Annotated in this window: 17 protein-coding genes and 1 pseudogene; 5 read left to right on the forward strand and 13 right to left on the reverse strand. The window is 66.9% G+C overall.

From position 1 onward, the window contains the following. Window positions 1–26: 26 nt before the first annotated feature. From hflX to dusB, 7 genes and pseudogenes are all read right to left on the reverse strand, one after another. Window positions 27–1,283 carry a GTPase HflX gene (gene hflX / locus ACSJJU_RS08445; RefSeq protein ID WP_435914912.1) on the reverse strand — a complete coding sequence of 419 codons (1,257 nt, stop codon included), beginning with the start codon at window positions 1,281–1,283 and terminating at the stop codon, window positions 27–29. A gap of 92 nt (window positions 1,284–1,375) precedes the next feature. After that, window positions 1,376–1,621 (reverse strand): annotated as a pseudogene (gene hfq / locus ACSJJU_RS08450) (RNA chaperone Hfq); the annotation flags it as partial. A 235-nt stretch (window positions 1,622–1,856) separates the two neighbouring features. After that, window positions 1,857–3,257, reverse strand: a complete 1,401-nt coding sequence (gene ntrX, locus ACSJJU_RS08455) for a nitrogen assimilation response regulator NtrX (RefSeq protein ID WP_435914913.1) — start codon at window positions 3,255–3,257, stop codon at window positions 1,857–1,859. Continuing rightward, window positions 3,247–5,565: an ATP-binding protein gene (locus ACSJJU_RS08460; RefSeq protein WP_435914914.1), complete on the reverse strand. Its 2,319-nt coding sequence runs from the start codon at window positions 5,563–5,565 to the stop codon at window positions 3,247–3,249. Before ACSJJU_RS08460 ends, ntrX begins: the two co-directional genes overlap by 11 nt. 301 nt (window positions 5,566–5,866) lie before the next feature. Continuing rightward, window positions 5,867–7,333, reverse strand: a complete 1,467-nt coding sequence (gene ntrC / locus ACSJJU_RS08465) for a nitrogen regulation protein NR(I) (RefSeq protein WP_435914915.1) — start codon at window positions 7,331–7,333, stop codon at window positions 5,867–5,869. Then, window positions 7,330–8,433 carry a two-component system sensor histidine kinase NtrB gene (locus ACSJJU_RS08470; RefSeq protein ID WP_435914916.1) on the reverse strand — a complete coding sequence of 368 codons (1,104 nt, stop codon included), beginning with the start codon at window positions 8,431–8,433 and terminating at the stop codon, window positions 7,330–7,332. Before ACSJJU_RS08470 ends, ntrC begins: the two co-directional genes overlap by 4 nt. A 17-nt stretch (window positions 8,434–8,450) precedes the next feature. Next, window positions 8,451–9,455, reverse strand: coding sequence for a tRNA dihydrouridine synthase DusB (gene dusB / locus ACSJJU_RS08475; RefSeq protein WP_435914917.1), 1,005 nt, complete (start codon window positions 9,453–9,455; stop codon window positions 8,451–8,453). Window positions 9,456–9,602: 147 nt separating this feature from the next. Here dusB and ACSJJU_RS08480 point away from each other — a divergent pair, with 147 nt between their 5' ends. Continuing rightward, window positions 9,603–10,802 carry a bifunctional 2-C-methyl-D-erythritol 4-phosphate cytidylyltransferase/2-C-methyl-D-erythritol 2,4-cyclodiphosphate synthase gene (locus ACSJJU_RS08480; RefSeq protein WP_435914919.1) on the forward strand — a complete coding sequence of 400 codons (1,200 nt, stop codon included), beginning with the start codon at window positions 9,603–9,605 and terminating at the stop codon, window positions 10,800–10,802. A 153-nt stretch (window positions 10,803–10,955) separates the two neighbouring features. Then, window positions 10,956–11,474: a CinA family protein gene (locus tag ACSJJU_RS08485; protein WP_435914920.1), complete on the forward strand. Its 519-nt coding sequence runs from the start codon at window positions 10,956–10,958 to the stop codon at window positions 11,472–11,474. On the opposite strand, the gene ACSJJU_RS08490 is transcribed toward ACSJJU_RS08485, so the two are convergent. Both ACSJJU_RS08490 and lipA read right to left on the reverse strand, forming a co-directional pair. Continuing rightward, on the reverse strand, window positions 11,414–11,896 hold the full coding sequence (locus ACSJJU_RS08490; RefSeq protein ID WP_435914921.1) for a type II toxin-antitoxin system RatA family toxin: 483 nt from the start codon (window positions 11,894–11,896) through the stop codon (window positions 11,414–11,416). The two genes, ACSJJU_RS08485 and ACSJJU_RS08490, sit on opposite strands and share 61 nt — an antisense overlap. Beyond that, window positions 11,896–12,837 (reverse strand): lipoyl synthase, encoded by a 942-nt coding sequence (gene lipA, locus ACSJJU_RS08495; RefSeq protein ID WP_435914922.1) that lies wholly within the window; start codon window positions 12,835–12,837, stop codon window positions 11,896–11,898. Before lipA ends, ACSJJU_RS08490 begins: the two co-directional genes overlap by 1 nt. 148 nt (window positions 12,838–12,985) lie before the next feature. Here lipA and ACSJJU_RS08500 point away from each other — a divergent pair, with 148 nt between their 5' ends. After that, the gene (locus tag ACSJJU_RS08500) at window positions 12,986–13,687 is read left to right on the forward strand and encodes a carbonic anhydrase (protein ID WP_435914923.1); all 702 of its coding nucleotides are present in this window, start codon (window positions 12,986–12,988) and stop codon (window positions 13,685–13,687) included. A gap of 158 nt (window positions 13,688–13,845) precedes the next feature. Beyond that, on the forward strand, window positions 13,846–14,196 hold the full coding sequence (locus tag ACSJJU_RS08505) for a hypothetical protein (RefSeq protein ID WP_435914924.1): 351 nt from the start codon (window positions 13,846–13,848) through the stop codon (window positions 14,194–14,196). A gap of 206 nt (window positions 14,197–14,402) precedes the next feature. Here the strand turns inward: ACSJJU_RS08505 and ACSJJU_RS08510 are convergent, their stop codons facing one another. Next, entirely contained in the window at window positions 14,403–15,926 is a 1,524-nt protein-coding gene (locus ACSJJU_RS08510) for an acetyl-CoA hydrolase/transferase family protein (protein ID WP_435914925.1), read from the reverse strand. Window positions 15,927–16,222: 296 nt separating this feature from the next. Here ACSJJU_RS08510 and ACSJJU_RS08515 point away from each other — a divergent pair, with 296 nt between their 5' ends. Beyond that, on the forward strand, window positions 16,223–16,534 hold the full coding sequence (locus ACSJJU_RS08515; protein ID WP_435914926.1) for a hypothetical protein: 312 nt from the start codon (window positions 16,223–16,225) through the stop codon (window positions 16,532–16,534). Window positions 16,535–16,687: 153 nt separating this feature from the next. On the opposite strand, the gene lpdA is transcribed toward ACSJJU_RS08515, so the two are convergent. From lpdA to ACSJJU_RS08530, 3 genes are all read right to left on the reverse strand, one after another. Next, window positions 16,688–18,100, reverse strand: a complete 1,413-nt coding sequence (gene lpdA / locus ACSJJU_RS08520) for a dihydrolipoyl dehydrogenase (RefSeq protein WP_435914927.1) — start codon at window positions 18,098–18,100, stop codon at window positions 16,688–16,690. 74 nt (window positions 18,101–18,174) lie between these two features. Then, a complete protein-coding gene (locus ACSJJU_RS08525; RefSeq protein ID WP_435914928.1) occupies window positions 18,175–18,540 on the reverse strand; it encodes a cupin domain-containing protein in 366 nt (121 codons plus the stop codon). A 68-nt stretch (window positions 18,541–18,608) separates the two neighbouring features. Continuing rightward, on the reverse strand, window positions 18,609–19,907 hold the full coding sequence (locus ACSJJU_RS08530) for a pyruvate dehydrogenase complex dihydrolipoamide acetyltransferase (protein ID WP_435914929.1): 1,299 nt from the start codon (window positions 19,905–19,907) through the stop codon (window positions 18,609–18,611). Window positions 19,908–19,919: the final 12 nt, after the last annotated feature.

Below are 19,919 nucleotides of genomic sequence, written 5' to 3' on the forward strand. Positions count from 1 at the left end.
AGACCCCCTTGCATGGAAAGCCTCACTCAGAGTTCCTGATACCGCCCGTATTGCTGGGCCGTCAGGCGCACCCGCAGGAAAACGCTCTCGCCTTCGTCCCGGCGCTCCAGCACGTCGCCGTGACGGTAGAGCCAGGCCAGGCGGCGGCCATCGCTGACCGGCAGTTCCATCTCGTAGAGACGGGCGTGGGCGTAGAGGTAGTCGCCAAGCCGGTTCAGGAGGGTTTCCACCCCCTCCCCGTTCAAGGCGCTGACGGCGAGCACGTTCTGGTCCCGCGCCACCAGTCCCTCGACCGCCTCGCGCACTTCCGGCGGCAACTGGTCGATCTTGTTGAGGATCTCGACGATCACCGGGCCGCCTTCGTCGAGGACGCCCATCTCGTCGAGCACGCTCATCACGTCCTGCTTCTGCGCTTCCGTATCCGGGTGGGAGATGTCGCGCACGTGCAGGACGATATCCGCCTCCACCACCTCCTCGAGCGTGGCGCGGAACGCCGCGACCAGCTGGGTCGGCAGGTTGGAGATGAACCCCACCGTGTCGGACAGGATCACCTTGTCCTCACGCCCGACCCGGATCGCCCGCATGGTCGGATCGAGGGTGGCGAACAGCAGGTTCTCCGCCATGACGGAAGCCCCCGCCATGCGGTTGAACAGCGTGGACTTGCCGGCGTTGGTGTAGCCCACCAGCGCCACCACCGGATAAGGCGCCTTCTGGCGGCGCTGACGGTGCAGGGTGCGGGTGCGGCGCACGTCCTCCAGCTCGCGCCGCAGCTTGGCGATGCGGTCGCGGATCAGGCGGCGGTCGGTCTCGATCTGGGTTTCACCCGGGCCGCCGAGGAAGCCGAAGCCGCCGCGCTGGCGCTCCAGGTGGGTCCAGGTGCGAACGAGGCGGCTCTGCTGGTACATGAGGTGGGCCAGTTCCACCTGCAACGTACCCTCGCGGGTGTGCGCCCGCTCGCCGAAGATCTCCAGCACCAGGCCGGTGCGGTCGATGACCTTGCAGCCGAACGCCTTTTCCAGATTGCGCTGCTGGACCGGCGAGACCGCGCCATTGACGACGACCAGGCCGATCCCCTTCTCCTTGATGAGCGCCGTGAGCTGCTCCACCTGCCCCGGCCCGAACAGGGTCGCGGGACGTGCCCGGCGGATCGTCACGCTTTCGGCGGCCACCACGTCGAGGAAAATGGCTTCCGCAAGGCCAACGGCTTCCTCCAGCTCGGCTTCCACCGAGCGGAGGCTCTGGCCCTCACTGCGCTGGTCGGGATGCAGGACAAGCGCCCGCAAAGGGTCGCGGCCCAGTCCGTCCCCGGACTGAGCCGCCCCCGAAAGTTCCGACGAAAGACTGCGTCGTTGCTTGGACAAAGGTGCCGTTACGCTCCCTCGCCTGGCTGACCTTCCTGCTCGAACAGGGAGATCGGAGCCGCCGGCATCACCGTGGAGATCGCGTGCTTGTACACAAGTTGCGAATGGCCGTCCCGCCGAAGCAGAACCGAAAAGTTGTCGAACCAGGTAATCACGCCCTGCAGTTTCACGCCGTTCACCAGAAACATCGTCACCGGTGTCTTGTTCTTGCGAACGTTGTTCAGAAAAATGTCCTGAAGGTTGTTTGGTTTTTCCGCCATTAAGCCCTCGCTTGGCTCCTTTTTCAGTCCATCCGGCCGCTTCCCTGCCGGGAAACTGCGAATGAACCTTACGTATTATTACGAGTGAGAACGCTAGATAGTTGTAATGCTAGAGGTTTCTCGGGCAACTATGGCAGCGTGGCATTTGAAACACAACCCAAAACACCAGCGCCATGGTTGTATGCCACCCGGGCAAACCTCGCCTGATCGGCCTGTTTCCTATCCTACAAACCTTCTATCCATTCGACACTTCTCCCTCCGTCCGCTCGTCGTCGCCGAGGCCCAGGGCCTTCAGCTTCCGGTGCAGGGCGGAGCGTTCCATGCCGATGAACGCCGCGGTCCGGGAGATATTTCCGGAAAACCGCCGGATCTGCACACGCAGGTATTCCCGCTCGAAGGCCTCCCGCGCCTCCCGCAGCGTCGTCGCCATGATGGACTGGGCGGCCTCGCTGGGGAACAGCCGCGCCGGCTCGGCTACAACCTCCGGGGGCAGCATCGACAGGTCGATCTCGCTGATGTCGTCGCCCCCCGCCAGGATCAGCGTGCGCTCGATCATGTTGCGCAACTGCCGCACATTGCCCGGCCAGTCATAGGCCTGGAGCGCCGCCAGCGCGTCGTCGCTGAGCCGGGGAATGCGCCGCCCGCGCTGGGTGCACAGGCGCTTGAGGAACAGGTCGATGAGCGCGGGAATGTCCTCCCGCCGCTCGGTCAGCGGCGGAATGCGGATGGGCACCACGTTGAGCCGGTAGAACAGATCCTCGCGGAACCGCCCGGCGTTGATCTCCTCCCGCAGGTCCTTGGATGAGGCGCTGATCACCCGCACGTCCACCCGCACGTTGCGGGTGCCGTCCACGCGCTGGAACACCTGATCGGTGAGCACCCGCAGCACCTTGGCCTGGGTGTGCAGCGGCATGTCCCCCACCTCGTCGAGCAGCAGGCTGCCACCGTGGGCCTGTTCGAACAGGCCGGTCTTGACGACCACGCCGTCCTTCTCCAGCCCGAACAGCTCCACCTCCACCCGCTCCGGCTCCATGCTGGCCGCGCCGATGACAACGAACGGCGCGTTGGCGCGCGGCGACCAGTGGTGCAGCAGGCGCGCCGCCACCTCCTTGCCCGACCCGGCGGGACCGGTGATGAGCACGCGGCTGCCGGTGGAGGCCACCTTCTTCAGCACGTTGCGGACGTTGTTGATAGCGGGGCTGGAGCCGGTCAGCTCCAGATCGAGCCCGGCACGCTCGCGCAGCTCCTCGTTCTCGCGGCGCAGGCGCTCGGCCTCCGTCGCCCGCTGCACCAGCAGCAGCAGCTGGTCGGACTCGAACGGCTTCTCGATGAAGTCGTAGGCCCCCCGCTTGATGGCCGCGACGGCGGTTTCGATGTTGCCATGCCCCGAGATCATGATGACGGGCAGGCTCGGGTCACGGTCCTTGATCAGGCTGAGCAGTTCCAGGCCATCGAGCCGGCTGCCCTGGAGCCAGATGTCCAGAATGACCAGCGACGGGCGCCGTTCGGACAGGGCGGCCAGGGCGCCGTCGCTATCCGCTGCCGTGCGGGTGCCGAAGCCTTCATCCTCCAGAATGCCCGAGACCAGGTCCCGGATATCGGCTTCATCGTCGATAATCAGAATATCAAGCGCCATGACCCACTCTTGTTATGTCCTCACCCAGGTTCTTGTCCGCGCCGTCACCCGCCTGAGCGAGCAACGCCAATTCGGCGAGATCGAACCGAAGCACCGCGATTGCTCCCCCTTCCGGGCAATCGCGCAGTTCGAGGCTGCCTTCATGGTCTTCTGCAATCTTCTTCACGATGGCGAGGCCGAGGCCGGTGCCCTTGGCCCGCGTGGTGACATAGGGCTCCGTCAGCCGGTTCTTCAGCTCGGCCGGGAATCCGATGCCGTTGTCCTCGATGGCGATGGTCAGCACATCGTTCTCCACCTGCGCCGAGACCGTGATGGTGGGCTGGTAACCGGAGCCCGGCCCCTCCTCTTCCCGGCGGGCCTGCGTGCCCTCCACCGCGTTCTTGATGAGATTGGTCAGCGCCTGCCCGATCTGGCGGCGGTCGCACACCATCACCGGCAGGGAGGGCGGCGCCTCCAGCCGGAAGACCACGTCGGTGTGCGCCACTTCCTGAAGGAACAGCGCCTGACGGATGATGTCGAGCGCCGCCTCCGGCTGGAACACGGGCTTGGGCATCCGGGCGAAGGAGGAGAATTCGTCCACCATGCGCCGCAGGTCGCCCACCTGCCGGATGATCGTGTCGGTGCAGTTGGAGAAGGTCTGCGGATCGCTCGCGATCTCTTTCAGATACTTGCGCCGCAGCCGCTCCGCCGCCAGCTGGATCGGCGTCAGCGGGTTCTTGATCTCGTGAGCGATGCGCCGCGCCACATCCGACCACGCCGCCCGGCGCTGGTCCGCCAGCTGCTGGGTGATGTCGTCGAAGGTGATGACCCAGCCCGCCAGTTCGCCGCCCCGCGTCTCCGGGCTCACCTGCGCCATCAGTGTGCGGTGCACATGGCCGCGCCGCACCACGATCTGGCCGCTGGCTTCGTGGTCCGGTGCCGAACGCGCCTCGTCGAGGAGGGGCGCCAGCTCCGGCGCCACCTGATCCAGCGGCTGTCCCGCCAGCTGGCTTTCCTCCGTCTCCAGCAGGATCGCCGCCGAGCGGTTGGGCAAGGTCACCACGCCCTCCGCCGACACGCCGAGCACGCCCGCCGACACGCCCGACAGCACCGCCTCGGTAAAGCGGCGGCGCTGGTCCAGCTGGGTATTGGCGGAGACGAGCGCGCTGGTCTGCGCTTCAAGCTGGCTTGTCATGCGGTTGAAGGCGCGGGCGAGCACGCCGAACTCGTCCGGGCTGCCGCGCACCGGCACCCGCACGGTGAGATCGCCCCGCCCCACCCGGTCCGCCGCCCGCACGAGGCGGCCGATCGGGGCCACGATCCGGTTGGCCAGCCACAGCGCCGCCCACATGGAGACGAGCAGGATGAGCAGCGAAATCACCACCAGGATGATGTTGAAGCGCAGCTGAAGATCGCTGCGCCGCTGAACCAGCTGGCGGTAGTCCGACAGGGCCGACTGGGTGCGGGCCACCTGGTCGAGCACCTGCGGGCTCGCCTTGCGGCTGACATAGAGGAAGGTGTTCTTGTAGCCGTCCAGCCGGATGACCGCCTGCACCCGGTTGTTGTCCTCGCCCCGCCCCTCGATCACGACGATGTTGCCGTCGGCGGCGCGGTTCACCGCGTCCTCCGGCAACCGGGCGGTGGTGACGTTGGGGTCGAGCGTGACGCGGGTGACCACGTCCATCGCGCGGTCGGGCGCCACCTGGAACACGATGGCCTCGGTGAGGTCGCGCGCCAGCGCCTGCCACAGCACCACGTCGGTGAACGCCTGCACGTCGCGCCCCAGCACCGGCGCCTGGCGGCTGAGATCCCCCGCCATGGCCAGAAGATCACCGCGAATGCGGTCGCGGTTCTCCCGCACATAGGCCTGCGCCACCTGGTCCGCGTTGTCGAGCACGGTGCGCACCCGGTCCGAGAACCAGAACTGGAGGCCCGAATCGAACAGATAGGTGGCGAACCCCACCACCAGCACCGTGGGGATGATCGCCACCATGGCGAACAGGCCGACGAGGCGGATATGCAGCTGCGACCCCGCAAGGCCCCGCCGCCGGTTGGCCAGCAGCACCCGCAGCCGCCGCACCACGAGGAACGCGACGATGCTGAGCGGGATGGCGTTGGCGACAATGATCCAGGTGAGCAGATGGGGTGAATTGATGCGAACGACCGTCGCCTGGCTGGAGAGGATGAAATAGCTCCCGACGCCGATGATCAGCGTCACAGCCGCCAGCCCGACTTCCAGTTTCGGCCAGAGATTGACCTCGGCGGCCCAGCGGCTGAACCGGCGACGCCCAATGCGCCAGCGTCGGAATGGCTCGAAGAGAAAGGTCATGCTCTGCCAGGGTTGGTGAACCTCGCTTCACCTTAACGCGAAAGCGTGGCGGTTCAAATACAGTGTTGCACCCATGCCGCAGAAAACGACGAATTGAGTGACAGGCTGTCAAAACGGGCGGCCAATTCGTCTGTATACGCATTTTTCCCATGACTGCGGCGTCCCCGCCACGCCGGATCATGCGGGCAGGCAACCGCGAACAGGCAATGGCACACCTTGCGCCGCCGACACGCCGGGCGGCGCGGTTTCCGGAAAAAGACTCTTGAGACCGCGCGGGAGAGACCCGCGCCGGACAGTCCGGCTAGCGCACCCGCTTCAGCGTGGCGGCGTCGATGCCCAGCTCACCCAGTTTCTTGCGCAGGGTGTTGCGGTTGAGGCCGAGCAGCTTGGCGGCGCGGATCTGGTTGCCCCGGGTGGCAGCGAGCGCCATCAGCAGCAGCGGCCGCTCCACTTCCTGAATGATGCGGTCATAGAGGCCGTCGGGCGGCAGATCCTGCCCGAAAGTGGCAAAGTAGCGGGCCAGATGCTGCTCCACCGACTCGGCCAGCCCCTGCCCGCCGTGCGGCACCGCCAGAAACGGCTCCGGCTCGGTGAGGCTTTCCTTCAGCTCCAGTTCGATGGCGGCGGCGGTGATCACGTCGTCGCGGGCGAGCGCCGCCAGGCGGCGCATCAGGTTCTCCAGCTCGCGCACGTTGCCGGGCCAGGAATACTGGCGCATCCAGTCGATGGCCGACTTGTCGAGGGTTCGGAGCGGCAGCCCCTCCCGGTGGGCCATGTCGAGGAAATGGCGGGCGAGTTCCGGAATGTCGTCCGCCCGCAGCCGCAGCGGCGGCAGGCGGATGGGAACGACGTTCAGGCGGTAATAGAGGTCTTCCCGGAACCGCCCGGATTCGATGAGCTTGCGCAGATCCTTGTTGGTGGCGGAGATGATCCGCACATCCGCCCGCTTGGTCTTCTGGCCGCCAACGGTGGTGTATTCGCCTTCCTGCAGCACACGCAGCAAGCGGGTCTGGGCGTCGATGGGCATGTCGCCGATCTCGTCCAGAAACAGGGTGCCGCCCTGCGCCTGCTCGAAGCGGCCCACCGAACGGGTGCTGGCGCCGGTGAAGGCGCCGCGCTCGTGGCCGAACAGCTCGGATTCGATCAGCTCCCGCGGAATGGCCGCCATGTTGACCGCCACGAACGGCCCGTTGCGGCGATTGCCCAGATTGTGGAGCGCACGGGCCACCAGCTCCTTGCCGGTGCCGCTTTCGCCCAGGATCATCACGGTGAGGTCGGTCGGGATGACCCGCGCCATGGTGCGGTAGACATCCTGCATCACCTGCGAACGGCCGATCAGCGGCAGCTCGTCCTCCTGCTGCCCCTCCTCCGCCTCGCGGCGGGCGGCGCGGCCCGAGCGGATGCGCTCGATCGCGCTCTGCACCACATCCTTCACTTCGTTGATATCGAAGGGCTTGGGCAGATATTCGAACGCGCCGCGCTCGGTCGCCTTGACGGCGGTGGCCAGCGTGTTCTGGGCGCTCATGACGATGACCGGCAGGTCCGGCCTGCGCGCGTGGATGCGGGGCAGCAGGTCGAGGCCGTTCTCGTCCGGCATCACCACGTCCGTGATCACCACGTCGCCCAGACCATCCTCCACCCACTTCCACAGGCCCGCGGCCGTGTCCGTGGTGCGAACCTCATGCCCCGCGCGCACCAGCGCCTGGCGCAGCACGGTGCGGATCGCCTCGTCGTCGTCGGCTATCAGAATGGTGGCGGTGTCGGTCATTGCGAGTCCGGTGCAAGCGGAAGGAGAATGCGGAAGATGGTGCGCGGCGGCTCGGCCTGGCGGTCATACTCGATGACGCCGCCATGATCCCCGATCACCTTGGCCACAAGCGCAAGGCCCAGACCGGTGCCGTTGGTCTTGGTCGAGACGAACGGCTCGAACATGTGATCGACCATCTCCGGCGGCGCGCCGGGGCCGCTGTCGATGACGCAGATCTCCATAGGCAGGGAGATCCGGCTGCTGGAGCCCCGGAGCGCCACCTTGACGCCATGGCGGTAGGCGGTGGTGATGGTGATTTCCCCGCCCTCGCCCGCGGCTTCCGCCGCGTTCTTGACGAGGTTGAGGAACACCTGCACCAGCCGGTCGCGGTTGGCGAGAACCGGCGGCAGCGAGGGGTCGTAAAGCTCGCGGATGGTGAGCCCCTTGGCAAAGCCGTTCTCGGCGATGCGGCGCACGTGGCCCAGAATCTGGTGGATGTTCTCGGGCCGGCGCTCCATCGGGCGGGTGTCGGTGAAGCTCTCCATTCGGTCGACCAGCGCCCGGATGCGGTCCACCTCGGTGCAGATGAGGCGGGTCAGCTCCTGGCCCATCTCGTCCGCGCCGTCCTCCAGCAGTTGGGCGGCGCCGCGAATGCCGGAGAGCGGGTTCTTGATCTCGTGCGCCAGCATGGCGGCCACCCCCACCACCGACCGCGCCGCCCCCTGATGGGTGAGATGGCGGTCGATAAGCTGGGTGATGGAGCGGGATTGCAGCATGAGCAGCAGCCAGCCCGGATGTTCGGCAAGCGGCGTCACCGAAATGTCCGCCACCACCTGTCCGCCGCCGATGAAGCCCAGCTCCACCGCGTGGCCCGCAAAGGAGGATTGCTGCCGGCGCGCCTCCTCCAGCAGCCCCAGGAGCGGACTGTCGGCGGGCAGCACGTGGGTCAGCCCCCGCTCCTCCAGCAGCCGCGCGGACATGTTGAAGAACGCCTCCGCCGCCGTGTTGGCAAAGCGCACCACGCCCTCGGCGTCGAAGCACAGCACCGGCCCCGGCAGGGCGTTGACGATATCCTGAAGCAGTTCGACGGAAGGAGCCCCCGGCTGGCTCCGTCGCGCCACAGGCGTCACCCTCGCGCTCATGCAGCCCGGCGCTCGCGCTCGAGCAGCGGCAGGTAGAAGTCGTCAATGGCCTGACGGGCTTCTGCCGCGCTCGGGATCACGTTGAAACGGTTGCGGAACTCCGAGGAGCCGTGCAGCCCCTTGGTGTACCAGCCAACATGCTTGCGCGCGATGCCGACGCCGGTGCGCTCGTCATAGTGCTCGATCATCATGTCGTAGTGCTCGCGCACCAGGGCGTACTGCGCCTCGAGCGACGGCTCCGGCAGGCGGATGCCGGTCTCCAGAAAGTACATGGCGTGGGCAATGAACCACGGGCGGCCATAAGTGCCCCGGCCGATCATGATGCCGTCCGCGCCCGACTGCTCCAGCGCCGCCGTGCAGTCGTCGTAGTCGCAGATGTCGCCGTTGGCGATCACCGGCACCTTCACCGCTTCCTTCACGCGGCGGATGAACGCCCAGTCGGCGGTGCCCGCGTACATCTGGTTGCGGGTGCGGCCGTGGACCGTGATCATCTGCACGCCCACCTCCTCCGCCCGGCGGGCGAGCTCTGGCGCGTTCAGGCTGTTGTGGTCCCAGCCCATCCGCATCTTGAGGGTGACCGGCACCTTCACCGCCTTCACCACCGCTTCCACGATCCGCGTCGCGTGGTCGAGGTCGCGCATCAGCGCCGAGCCGGCCCAGCCGTTGACCACCTTCTTCACCGGGCAGCCCATGTTGATGTCGATGATCGCCGCGCCCTGATCCTCGTTGAGCTTGGCGGCCTCGGCCATGATCGCCGGGTCGGTGCCCACCAGCTGCATGGAGACCGGCTCCTCCTCCGGCGCCCAGGCCACCTTCAGCATGCACTGCCGGGTGGCGCGCACCATCGCCTCGGAGGCGACCATCTCGGTGACCGTCAGCCCCGCGCCGTACCGCTTCACCAGACGCCGGAACGGCAGATCGCTCACGCCGGTCATGGGCGCGAGAATCACGGGGCTCGCAATCTCGACAGGGCCAACACGAATGGGCTTGAGCTTCTGCATGGGTTTCCGGGATCCGCCTTGCATAGCAAATGGCCGGATTGTGCCGTAATCGCAGCAACCTTCCGGTCTTTGCACAAAAAACAGGCATTTCCTCTACACGAGAGATGGTTGTTTGCCAAGCGGGGCTTGCCGTAATAAGGGCGCGGCATGACGTATCAAACCCTCGCCCTCGTCGTCGCTGCCGGACGCGGCTCCCGCAGCGGCGCAGACAAGCCCAAGCAGTACTGCGCGCTTGGCGGCAAGCCGCTGGTGCGCTGGTCGCTGGAGCGCCTTGCCTCCCACCCCGCCATCGACGCGGTGCGGGTGGTGATCCACCCGGATGATGCGGACGCCTTCCGCCTGGCCGCCGACGGCCTCGATGTGGGCACGCCCATTCATGGCGGCGCGACCCGGCAGGAGTCGGTGCGGCTGGGGCTGGAGGCCATCGCGGCCGAGGGGGGCGCGGCCCGGGTGCTCATTCACGACGCCGCCCGGCCGTTCGTGACCCATGACCTCATCGACCGTCTGCTGGCGGCGCTCGACGCCGCGCCGGGGGCCACCCCTGCCCTGCCGGTGGTTGACACCCTGTGCCGGGACGCCGGAACGCTGGAGGCGGACGGGGCCGGCGCGCTGCCCGTGCAGGGCGAGGCGGTGGCGCGTGACGGGCTGTGGCGGGTGCAAACGCCGCAAGGCTTCCGCTTCGACCCGCTGCTGGCCGCCCACCGGGCGGCGTTCGCGGCGGGCGATGCCCGGTTCACGGACGATGCGGGGCTTTTGCGGGCGCATGGGCACGCGGTCGTGCTGGTGCCGGGCGCCGAGACCAACATCAAGGTGACGCTGCCGCAGGACTGGCAGCGCGCAGGCGAGATTCTGATGAGCATGTCCAGCATTCGAACCGGCTCCGGCTACGATGTCCATCGCTTCGCCGACGGCGACCACGTCTGGCTGTGCGGCATCAAGGTGCCGCATACGCGCGCCCTGGCCGGCCATTCGGACGCGGACGTGGCGCTCCATGCCCTCACCGACGCGATTCTCGGGGCGATCGCCGCCGGGGACATCGGCCAGCACTTCCCCCCGAGCGACCCGCAGTGGAAGGGTGCTGCTTCCTGGAAGTTCCTCGATCACGCCCGCGCGCTGGTGGAGGCGCGCGGCGGCGTCATCGAGCATGTGGACGTGACGCTGATCTGCGAACGCCCCAAGGTGGGGCCGCACCGGGCCGCGATGACGGCGCGGATCGCCGAGATCCTGCGCCTGCCGGCCGACCGGATCAGCGTCAAGGCCACGACCACGGAGGGGCTGGGTTTCACCGGGCGGCAGGAGGGCATCGCGGCGCAGGCCATGGCCACCGTGCGCCTGCCCGTGGCCTGAGCACCCGCCCCCGCGTTTACAACCCGAGTTGCGTTGCAGGTCATTCCGCTCTAGGAGAGCCGGCTTCCGGCAGCCGCCTTCACGCCCGCGCGTGCAGGCGGCAGAATCGCAGCGCCAACCGGCTTACGCCGTATTCGGACAGAAAGGCATGCCATGCTGTTTCCCGCTGACATCTCCGCCAAGGCCCAGGCCGTCATCGAAGCCTGCCGGGCGCGGGGCCTGCGCGTTGCAACGGCGGAATCCTGCACGGGCGGTCTGGTGGCCGCGGCCCTGACCGAAGTTCCCGGCTCGTCGGACGTGCTGGACCGGGGCTTCGTGGTCTACTCCAACGAGGCCAAGATGGAGACGCTGGGCGTCAGCCTCGATGTGCTGGAAACCTTTGGCGCGGTCTCGGTGGCGGTGGCCTGGGCCATCGCCCATGGCGCGCTCCAGCGCTCCCATGCCGACGTGGCGGTGGGCATCACCGGCATCGCCGGCCCCGGCGGCGGCAGCGACATGAAGCCGGTGGGCATGGTGGTGTTCGCCCTCGCCCGGCGCGGCGACGACCCTGAAAAGGCGGTCGCCGACACCCGGCTGTTCGACCCCGAACTGGGCCGGGAGGGCATTCGCCTTCAGGCGGTGCGCGTGGCGCTCGACCTGTTGATGCCGGAAGAGTCCCCGCCCGCGCCGTAAACCGCAAGGGCGCGCTTCTCGAAGGCCGTGACCATGCGCTTCACGGCCTCGTGAAACACCGCGCCGGCCATGCTCTCGAACAGGCGGTTCTTGAATTCGAAATCGACGAAGAAGTCGATGGCCGTCTGCCCCGGCCCTGCCTCGCTGAACGTCCAGTCGTTATGCAGGTACTTGAGCGGCCCGTTCACGTAGTCCACGTGAATGCGGTTGGGCCGGTCGAGCGTCACCTTGGACGTGAAGGTCTCGCGAAAGACCTTGAAGCCGACCATCAGGTCCGCCACCAGCAGCTCCGGCGTCTTCGAGCGGATGCGGCACCCCACCACCCACGGCAGAAACTGCGGGTAAGCGCCCACATCCGCGACCAGATCGAACAGCTGCTCGCGGGTGTAGGGCAAAACGCGCTTTTCTACATGACGGGGCATCAGACGCCTTTACTGCGTTCCTGCTCCAGCTTTTCGAGCCGCGCCGCCTTCAGCCGGGCGAAGTCCGCCCCCGCATGGTAGCTGGAGCGGGTGAGCGGGCTCGACGAGACCAGAAGGAAGCCCTTCGCCTTGGCCATGCTGGCATAGGCGTTGAACTCCTGCGGCGTCACGAACCGGTCCACCTTGATGTGCTTGGGCGTCGGCTGCAGGTACTGGCCGATGGTGAGGAAGTCGATATCCGCCGAGCGCATGTCGTCCATCACCTGATGGACCTCCAGGCGCTCCTCGCCCAGCCCGACCATGATGCCGGACTTGGTGAAGATGGAGGGGTCCACCTTCTTCACGGTCTCGAGGAGGCGCAGGCTGTGGTAGTAGCGCGCGCCGGGCCGGACCGTCGGATAGAGCCTCGGCACCGTCTCCAGATTGTGGTTGTAGACGTCCGGCCGGGCCGCGACGATGCGCTCGACCGCCGCCTGCATCTTGTTGCGGAAGTCGGGCGTCAGAATCTCGATGGTGGTGTTGGGCGCACGCTTGCGCAGCTCCTCGATCACCCGCACGAACTGGATCGCGCCGCCGTCGGGCAGGTCATCCCGGTCGACCGAGGTGATGACGATGTGCTCCAGCCCCATCTCCACCGCCACTTCCGCCACGTGGGCGGGCTCCAGCGGATCGACGGGACGCGGCATCCCGGTCTTGACGTTGCAGAAGGCGCAGGCCCGGGTGCAGGTGTCACCCAGAATCATGACGGTGGCGTGCTTCTGTTTCCAGCACTCGCCCAGGTTCGGGCAGGCGGCTTCCTCGCACACCGTATGAAGCTTCAGCCGGCGCATGAGCTGGCGGGTCTCCGCAACCTCCTGGGAGGTTGGAGCCTTGACCCTCAGCCACTCGGGCTTGCGGAGGACCGGACGGCCGCCGGCCGAAAGAAGTTCTGGCTTGTTCATGTCCCCCACATAAACCTTTGAGCGGCTCATTCCAAGCCGGACCTCGGCCTGCGGGGCGCGGTTTTGTGTCCGGGCGGACTTGGCAGTTTGGACAGCCCGGCGCACAAAGCCTATTGACGCTCCGCGCGGATTGCCGTCTTTAGCCCCCATGCCAGATGAAACTACAGACGCCACTCCGTCCCGGTGCGAGTTCGAGGCGCTGATCGACGGGTACCGCCGCTTCAGAGGCTCCTTCTACAACCGGCATCGGGAGCGGTATGACGCTCTGGCCAACAAGGGCCAGTCCCCCAAGATCATGGTCATCGCCTGCTGCGACAGCCGGGTCGACCCCACCATCATCTTCGACGCCGAACCCGGCCAGCTTTTCGTGCTGCGCAACGTGGCCAACCTGGTGCCCCCGTTCGAGACCGGCACCAGCGGCAGCCGCCACGGCGCCTCCGCCGCGATCGAATTCGCGGTCACCGGGCTGGAGGTCGAGCACATCGTGGTGATGGGCCACGCCCGCTGCGGCGGCATCTCCTCCGCCCTCGCCGGCAAGCTGGGCAAGTCCAAGCCCGAAGGCGAGCCGATGAGCTTCATCGACCGGTGGATGTCCATCATCAATCCGGTGCGCGACCAGATCCTGATGGCCTACGAGATCGCGCCGGACATGGATCCCCAGCGGGCGCTGGAACTGGCGGCCATTCGCCAGAGCCTGCGGAACCTGCGGACCTTCCCCTTCGTCGCGGAGCGGGAGAAGGCCGGCAAGCTGAAGCTGCACGGCTCCTACTTCGCGGTGGCGGACGGCATCCTCCAGCTGCTCGACCCGGAGACGGACCAGTTCAAGCCGGTCGACCTGCCCTGGTCCTGACCCCAGCTTTAATCCCGCGTGTCCAAAAAGCCGCCGATCCTCCGATCCGGCGGCTTTTTCGTCTTCCCGCGCCCTCGTATTCGACCCTGACGGCCTTGGCGGAGGGGCCATTGTGGAAAGCCACGAGGCTGCTGTGCGCCTTGTGCAGGTGGCCCCGTATGCAGCGCTTCTACGACCATGGCGCGCTTTCGCCCTCTGTTCCGTTTCGCTACCATGATCAAAACAAGAACAGGCTTCGGGACACTGGTCGGCCCATGTGGTTCGAGAACCGGCACAACCAGCGCTATCGGATGGAGCGGACGAACGGGTGGATCGCGCAGATCGCCGGATTGTTCACCGGCATGGCCTCTACCTGTCTGGTCGGATCGATGGTGATCCCGTTGCTTACCGGAGTTTGGCCCTCCAACCCCGCCCTGTGGCTGATAGCGGGCATTCTTCTGTTCGTGGCGGCGCTTCTGGTTGTGAACCACATTTCCATTGAGGAGGACGAATGGACAACTGGCGACTGATCGATTTTGCACCCGTCATCATGGCATTGGTGGTCAGCGGTCTCGGGCTGGGTCTCGCCCGGTTCCTCGTTTTCTGGCAGCGCCGGCAAATGGCCCACCCCGGCACACGGCGGCCACACCGACGACAGGCCGGTGAGCATCACTGAGATGCCGAGGAGATGCCGAGCCGAGCTCCCTCTCCGCCGGTTCCTCTCTCCTTCCAGGCCCTACTCCGGAAGCATGGAGCCGGTCTGGACGAACCGGTGGTGCCAGGACAGGGCCTCGTCCAGCAGCATGGGTGTTTGCAGGCCATAGCTGCCGCTCCGCTGGGCGCGGGCGAAGTAATCCGCCAGCAGCGGCCGGTAGGTCGGGTGGGCGCAGTTCTCGATGATCACCCGGGCGCGCTGCTTGGGGCTGAGGCCCCGCAGATCCGCCAGCCCCTGCTCGGTCACGATCACCTGCACATCCTGGGTGATGTGATCCACGTGGCTGACATGCGGAACGATGGCCGAAATCTTGCCGTCCTTGGCGGTGGACGGCGACATGAAGATGGAGATGAACGCATTGCGGGCGAAATCGCCGGAGCCGCCGATGCCGTTCTGGATGCGCGAGCCCATGATGTGGGTGGAGTTGACGTTGCCGTACATGTCCGCCTCGATCATGCCGTTCATGGCAAGGCAGCCGAGGCGGCGGATCACCTCCGGGTGGTTGCTGATCTCCTGCGGTCGCAGGATGATGCGGTTCTTGTAGACCTCCATGTTGGCATTGAGCCGGGCCGCCGCCTCGGGGCTGAGGGAGAAGGCGGTGCAGCTCGCCACGCGCAGCTTGCCCGTGTCGATGAGGTCGAGCATGCCGTCCTGAAGGACCTCGGTGTAGGCGGTCATGTTCTCGAACGGGGCATCCACCAGCCCGGCCAGCACCGCATTGGCGATGTTGCCGACGCCCGACTGGAGCGGCAGCAGGTTCTCGGGCAGGCGCCCCTTCTTCACTTCATGGCTGAAGAATTCGAGCAGGTGCCCGGCAATCGCCTGCGAGGCTTCATCGGGCGCGCTGAACGGCAGGTTGCGGTCCGGCGTATCGGTCTCGACAATGGCGACGATCCTGGCCGGGTCCACGTGGAAGGTGGTGGAGCCGATGCGGTCGTCGGCGCGCACGATGGGGATGGGCACGCGATTGGGCGGCAGGGCCGTGCCGTAGTAGATGTCGTGCATCCCCTCCAGCGCCTCGCTCTGCCAGCTGTTGACCTCGAGAATGATCTTCTCCGCCCGGTCCAGCCAGGTCTTGTTGTTGCCGACGGAGGACGACGGCACCAGCGTGCCGTCCTCGCGGATGGCGGTGACTTCCACCACCGCCACGTCGAGCGGTCCCAGGAACCCCTGCCAGGCAACGGGCGCGACCTGGCTCAGGTGCATGTCGAGGTATTCCATCTGGCCCGCGTTGATCTTGTCGCGCGCCACGGGATCGCTGTTGTACGGCAGGCGGAACTCGACGCCGTCCGCCTTGGCAAGGGCGCCGTCCAGTTCAGGTCCGGTGGAGGCGCCGGTCCAGATCTTCACGCGGAACGGATTGCCCTTCGCCCGCTCCGCCTCGATGCGGGCGGCGAGCGCCAGCGGAACCTGCTTGGGATAGCCCGAACCGGTAAAGCCGCTCATGCCGATGGCACTGCCGGATGGAATGAGCGCAGCCGCCTCCTCTGCCGTCATGATCTTCGACCGCAGGGCCTCGTTCCTGATTCTGGAGTGTCCGCTCATCGCCTTCTCCGCAACTCCTACACCTCTGGCCAGCGAACCGGGAATCAGCCAGCCGGGGGCCAGTCAACCGGCGCGGAAATCCTGCCGGTTATTTCCCGAACTACCGTTCGGTCTATTTTTATCAGGGAAACACAGCAACCGGGTCAATACCAAAACGCGCGCGGCCGGTCGCGGGTCACGGCTGTCCTCCCGCAGAAACGGCCGGGAACAGGGCGCCGCGCCTGCCGTTGGAGTCCGGGACAGGCTCCGGCCGTCCTCCCTCCATACCACCAAACGACGTATCCGACGAGAAACGAATGACCCGCGACTCCGACCAACGCCAGAACGCCCCGCCCCACCCTCTTGCCGGCCAGGCAGAGCAGAAGCGCCGCAGAACGGAATCCCGCCAGCTGGAAGCCAAGGCGGGCGCCCGCGCCTCCCTCCAGGGGGAGGAAACCGCTGTGCAAAATCAGGTGGGGGAGCACCGCCCGGGCCGTCCCCCGAATGCCGATCAGGCGCCGCGCACGGCAGACAGCGGCACGCTGCGCCCCGCCAGGGGCGAGGTGCGCGCCGCGCCGGACGAGGAGAAGACCCGCTACCAGAGCGCACAGAGCCGCCGCGGCGAGTGACGCGCCCTGCCCGGCCCGTAAACCCGATCCCGCCGCCCCGGCCCCTCAGTCATGCAAAGGCGAAAGGGCCACGCCCTCCGGGGCGCGGCCCTTTCGTCAACAGCGGCCTGCCGGTGGGGATGCCCCACCGGCAAGTCGAACCGGTCGCACCGGTCAGATGTGCAGGGCGCGGCCGTAGGCGGCGAGAACCGCCTCGTGCATCATCTCGGACAGCGTCGGGTGCGCGAAAATGGTCTGCATCAGCTCGGCCTCGGTGGTCTCGAGCTGGCGGGCGACGACGTAGCCCTGGATCAGCTCGGTCACTTCCGCGCCGACCATGTGCGCGCCGAGGAGTTCGCCGGTCTTGGCATCGAACACCGTCTTGATGAAGCCCTCCGGCTCGCCGAGCGCAATGGCCTTGCCGTTGCCGATGAACGGGAACTTGCCGACGCGCACTTCGTAGCCGGCGGCCTTGGCCTTGGCTTCGGTGAGGCCGACGCTTGCCACCTGCGGGCGGCAGTAGGTGCAGCCCGGAATGTTGGCCTTGTTGAGCGGGTGCGGGTGCAGCCCCTCGCCCTTCCCCAGCTCGACGGCGATGGACTCGGCGGCGGTCACGCCCTCGTGGCTGGCCTTGTGGGCGAGCCACGGCGCGCCGGCCACGTCACCGATGGCCCAGATGCCAGGCACGTTGGTGCGGCCGTAGCCGTCGGTCTTGATCTGGCCGCGCTCCACCGCGACGCCCAGCGCCTCCAGCCCCAGGTTCTCCACATTGCCCTGAATGCCGATGGCGAGGATGACGCGGTCGAACTCCTGCGTCTCGGCCTTGCCGTCCGCCTCGATGGTGGCGAGGATGGTCTGCCCCTTCGGCTCCAGCCTGGCGACGCCCGCCTTGGTGCGGACGGTGATGCCCTGCTTGGCAAAGGCCTTCGCGACGAAGGCGGAGACTTCCTCATCCTCCACGGGGAGGATGCGGTCGATCATCTCGACGATGGTGACCTTGGAGCCAAGGTCAGAGAAGAAGCTGGCGAACTCGACGCCGATCGCGCCCGAGCCGACCACCAGCAGGCGGCCCGGCACCGTATCGGGCACCAGCGCGTGCTTGTAGTTCCAGACGAGCTTGCCGTCCGCCTTCAGGTGCGGCAGCTCACGCGGACGCGCGCCGGTCGCAAGGATGACGTGACGGAAAGCGATCTCCTCGACCACTTTCCCGTCCTTCGAGACCGACAGCTTGTTCTTGCCCGTCAGTTTCGCTTCGCCATCAAACACCTGCACCTTGTTCTTCTTGAGCAGGGTCTTGACGCCCGCGCTCAGCTGGCCGGAGACGCCGCGCGAGCGCTTGACGATCGCCTGAAGATCAAAGCTGACGTTGTCCGCCTTGAGGCCGTAGGCGGCAGCGTTCTGCATGGTGTGGTACATCTCGCTGGAGCGCAGCAGCGCCTTGGTCGGGATGCAGCCCCAGTTGAGGCAGATTCCGCCCAGATGCTCGCGCTCCACCACCGCCGTATTCAGGCCCAGCTGGGCCGCGCGAATGGCCGCCACATAGCCGCCCGGGCCGCCGCCCACCACCACAACGTCGAACTGGGACATGCTAACTCTCCTGAAACCTGTGGATCCTGCCGGCACTCGGGCTAGCCGGTTCCGCCTGGCGGGGCTGGAGCGGCTCAGATCCGTTCCAGCTCCCCGCGTGTCAATTCACAGACCACGCCACCGGTGTTCACCGTGCCCTCGCGGTCAAAAAACATGAGGCTGACTTCCGGAGTTTCGGCGCAGGGCCGGTGCTCGACCCCGCGCGGAACAACGATCATCTCACCGGGCGAGAGCACCTCGACATGGTCGCGGAACTCCATACGCAACTGACCATCGATCACCAGAAACAGCTCGTCCGTCTCTTCGTGGCTGTGCCACACGAACTCGCCTGAGGCCTTCACCAGCCGCACATCATTGCCATTGCAGGTGGCAACGATACGGGGGTTCCAGTGATCGGGGATCTGGCCGAGCTTGTCGGCAAGAGTGATCTTGGTCGTCATCAGTTCATCTTTCCGCTGTGTGTATCCGGGTCATGCACACGCAACAGAACGATGAACTGCCTCCCCCCTTACGCCAGCATCAGCAGCGGGTCCTCGATCAGGCGCTTGAAGGCCTGGAGGAATTCCGCACCCACTGCGCCGTCCACCGCGCGGTGGTCGCACGACAGGGTGACGCTCATCACCGTGGCAACGGCCAGCGCGCCGTCCTTGACCACCGGGCGCTGCTCGCCCGCGCCGATGGCGAGGATGCACGCCTGCGGCGGGTTGATGACGGCCTCGAATTGCTTGATGCCATACATGCCGAGGTTGGAGACGGAGAAGGTCCCGCCCTGATACTCCTCGGGGGCGAGCTTGCCGGCGCGGGCCTTCTCGGCGAGCTGGGCCACCTGCTTCGAGATCTCGGCCAGACCGAGCGAGCCGGCGTCCTTCACCACCGGGGTGATGAGGCCGCCCTCGATGGCGACGGCCACCGAGATGTCCTGGCGCTTGAACCAGTACATCTTGTCGCCCGCGAACTGCACGTTGGCGGCGGGCACCTTCTTGAGGGCCAGTGCCACGGCGCGGATCACGAAGTCGTTGACGGAGACCTTCACGCCCTCCTTCTCGAGGCGGCTGTTCAGCTCCTTGCGGACCTTGAGCAGCTGGTCGATCTCGCAATCCACCGTGAGGTAGAAGTGCGGAACGGTCTGCTTGCTCTCCTGGAGGCGGCGCGCAATGGTCTTGCGCATGTTGGTGAGCTTGACCTCCTCGAACGGCACATCGGCCGGCGGCCCGTAGACCGGCGCGACGGGCGCGGCCGCCGGAGCCGGAGCGGCCGCCACAGCCGCCGCAGGCGCGGCAGCGCCGGGCTGGAAGGCTTCCACGTCCGCCTTGATGATGCGGCCATTGGGGCCGGAGCCCTTCACGGTCGAGAGATCGATGCCCTTCTGGCTGGCGATGCGGCGGGCCAGCGGCGAGGCCTTGACGCGGTCGCCCGCGCTGGCAGCAGCGGCAGGCGCAGCAGCAGGTGCCGGAGCAGCAGCGGGAGCCGGGGCAGCGGCAGGCGCGGCTTCGGCCTTCGGAGCGGCTTCCGCCTTGGGCGCCGGAGCAGCGCCGCCGCCCGCCTGGATGGCGTCCGCGCTCTCGCCTTCCTCCAGCAGCACGGCGATCCTGGTGCCCACGGCCACGTCTTCCGCGCCCTCGGCCACCAGAATCTTGCCGACGACGCCTTCGTCGGCCGATTCATACTCCATCGTCGCCTTGTCGGTCTCGATCTCGGCCAGCACCTGACCGGCGCTGACCTTGTCGCCCTCCTTCACCAGCCATTTGGCAAGGGTGCCCTTCTCCATGGTGGGAGACAGGGCCGGCATGAGAATGTCGATCGGCATGGGTATTTCCCC

The organism is Pedomonas sp. V897 (genome assembly GCF_051304405.1).
Taxonomy (GTDB): Bacteria; Pseudomonadota; Alphaproteobacteria; order Sphingomonadales; family Sphingomonadaceae; genus Pedomonas.

What these genes read in the sequence shown, in the direction of transcription:
- ntrX (WP_435914913.1), bottom strand. Translation starts at nt 3,257, where the DNA reads ATGGCGCTTGATATTCTGATTATCGACGATGAAGCCGATATCCGGGAC.
- ACSJJU_RS08460 (WP_435914914.1), bottom strand. Translation starts at nt 5,565, where the DNA reads ATGACCTTTCTCTTCGAGCCATTCCGACGCTGGCGCATTGGGCGTCGC.
- ntrC (WP_435914915.1), bottom strand. Translation starts at nt 7,333, where the DNA reads ATGACCGACACCGCCACCATTCTGATAGCCGACGACGACGAGGCGATC.
- dusB (WP_435914917.1), bottom strand. Translation starts at nt 9,455, where the DNA reads ATGCAGAAGCTCAAGCCCATTCGTGTTGGCCCTGTCGAGATTGCGAGC.
- ACSJJU_RS08480 (WP_435914919.1), top strand. Translation starts at nt 9,603, where the DNA reads ATGACGTATCAAACCCTCGCCCTCGTCGTCGCTGCCGGACGCGGCTCC.
- ACSJJU_RS08485 (WP_435914920.1), top strand. Translation starts at nt 10,956, where the DNA reads ATGCTGTTTCCCGCTGACATCTCCGCCAAGGCCCAGGCCGTCATCGAA.
- ACSJJU_RS08490 (WP_435914921.1), bottom strand. Translation starts at nt 11,896, where the DNA reads ATGCCCCGTCATGTAGAAAAGCGCGTTTTGCCCTACACCCGCGAGCAG.
- lipA (WP_435914922.1), bottom strand. Translation starts at nt 12,837, where the DNA reads ATGAACAAGCCAGAACTTCTTTCGGCCGGCGGCCGTCCGGTCCTCCGC.
- ACSJJU_RS08500 (WP_435914923.1), top strand. Translation starts at nt 12,986, where the DNA reads ATGCCAGATGAAACTACAGACGCCACTCCGTCCCGGTGCGAGTTCGAG.
- ACSJJU_RS08505 (WP_435914924.1), top strand. Translation starts at nt 13,846, where the DNA reads ATGCAGCGCTTCTACGACCATGGCGCGCTTTCGCCCTCTGTTCCGTTT.
- ACSJJU_RS08510 (WP_435914925.1), bottom strand. Translation starts at nt 15,926, where the DNA reads ATGAGCGGACACTCCAGAATCAGGAACGAGGCCCTGCGGTCGAAGATC.
- ACSJJU_RS08515 (WP_435914926.1), top strand. Translation starts at nt 16,223, where the DNA reads ATGACCCGCGACTCCGACCAACGCCAGAACGCCCCGCCCCACCCTCTT.
- lpdA (WP_435914927.1), bottom strand. Translation starts at nt 18,100, where the DNA reads ATGTCCCAGTTCGACGTTGTGGTGGTGGGCGGCGGCCCGGGCGGCTAT.
- ACSJJU_RS08525 (WP_435914928.1), bottom strand. Translation starts at nt 18,540, where the DNA reads ATGACGACCAAGATCACTCTTGCCGACAAGCTCGGCCAGATCCCCGAT.
- ACSJJU_RS08530 (WP_435914929.1), bottom strand. Translation starts at nt 19,907, where the DNA reads ATGCCGATCGACATTCTCATGCCGGCCCTGTCTCCCACCATGGAGAAG.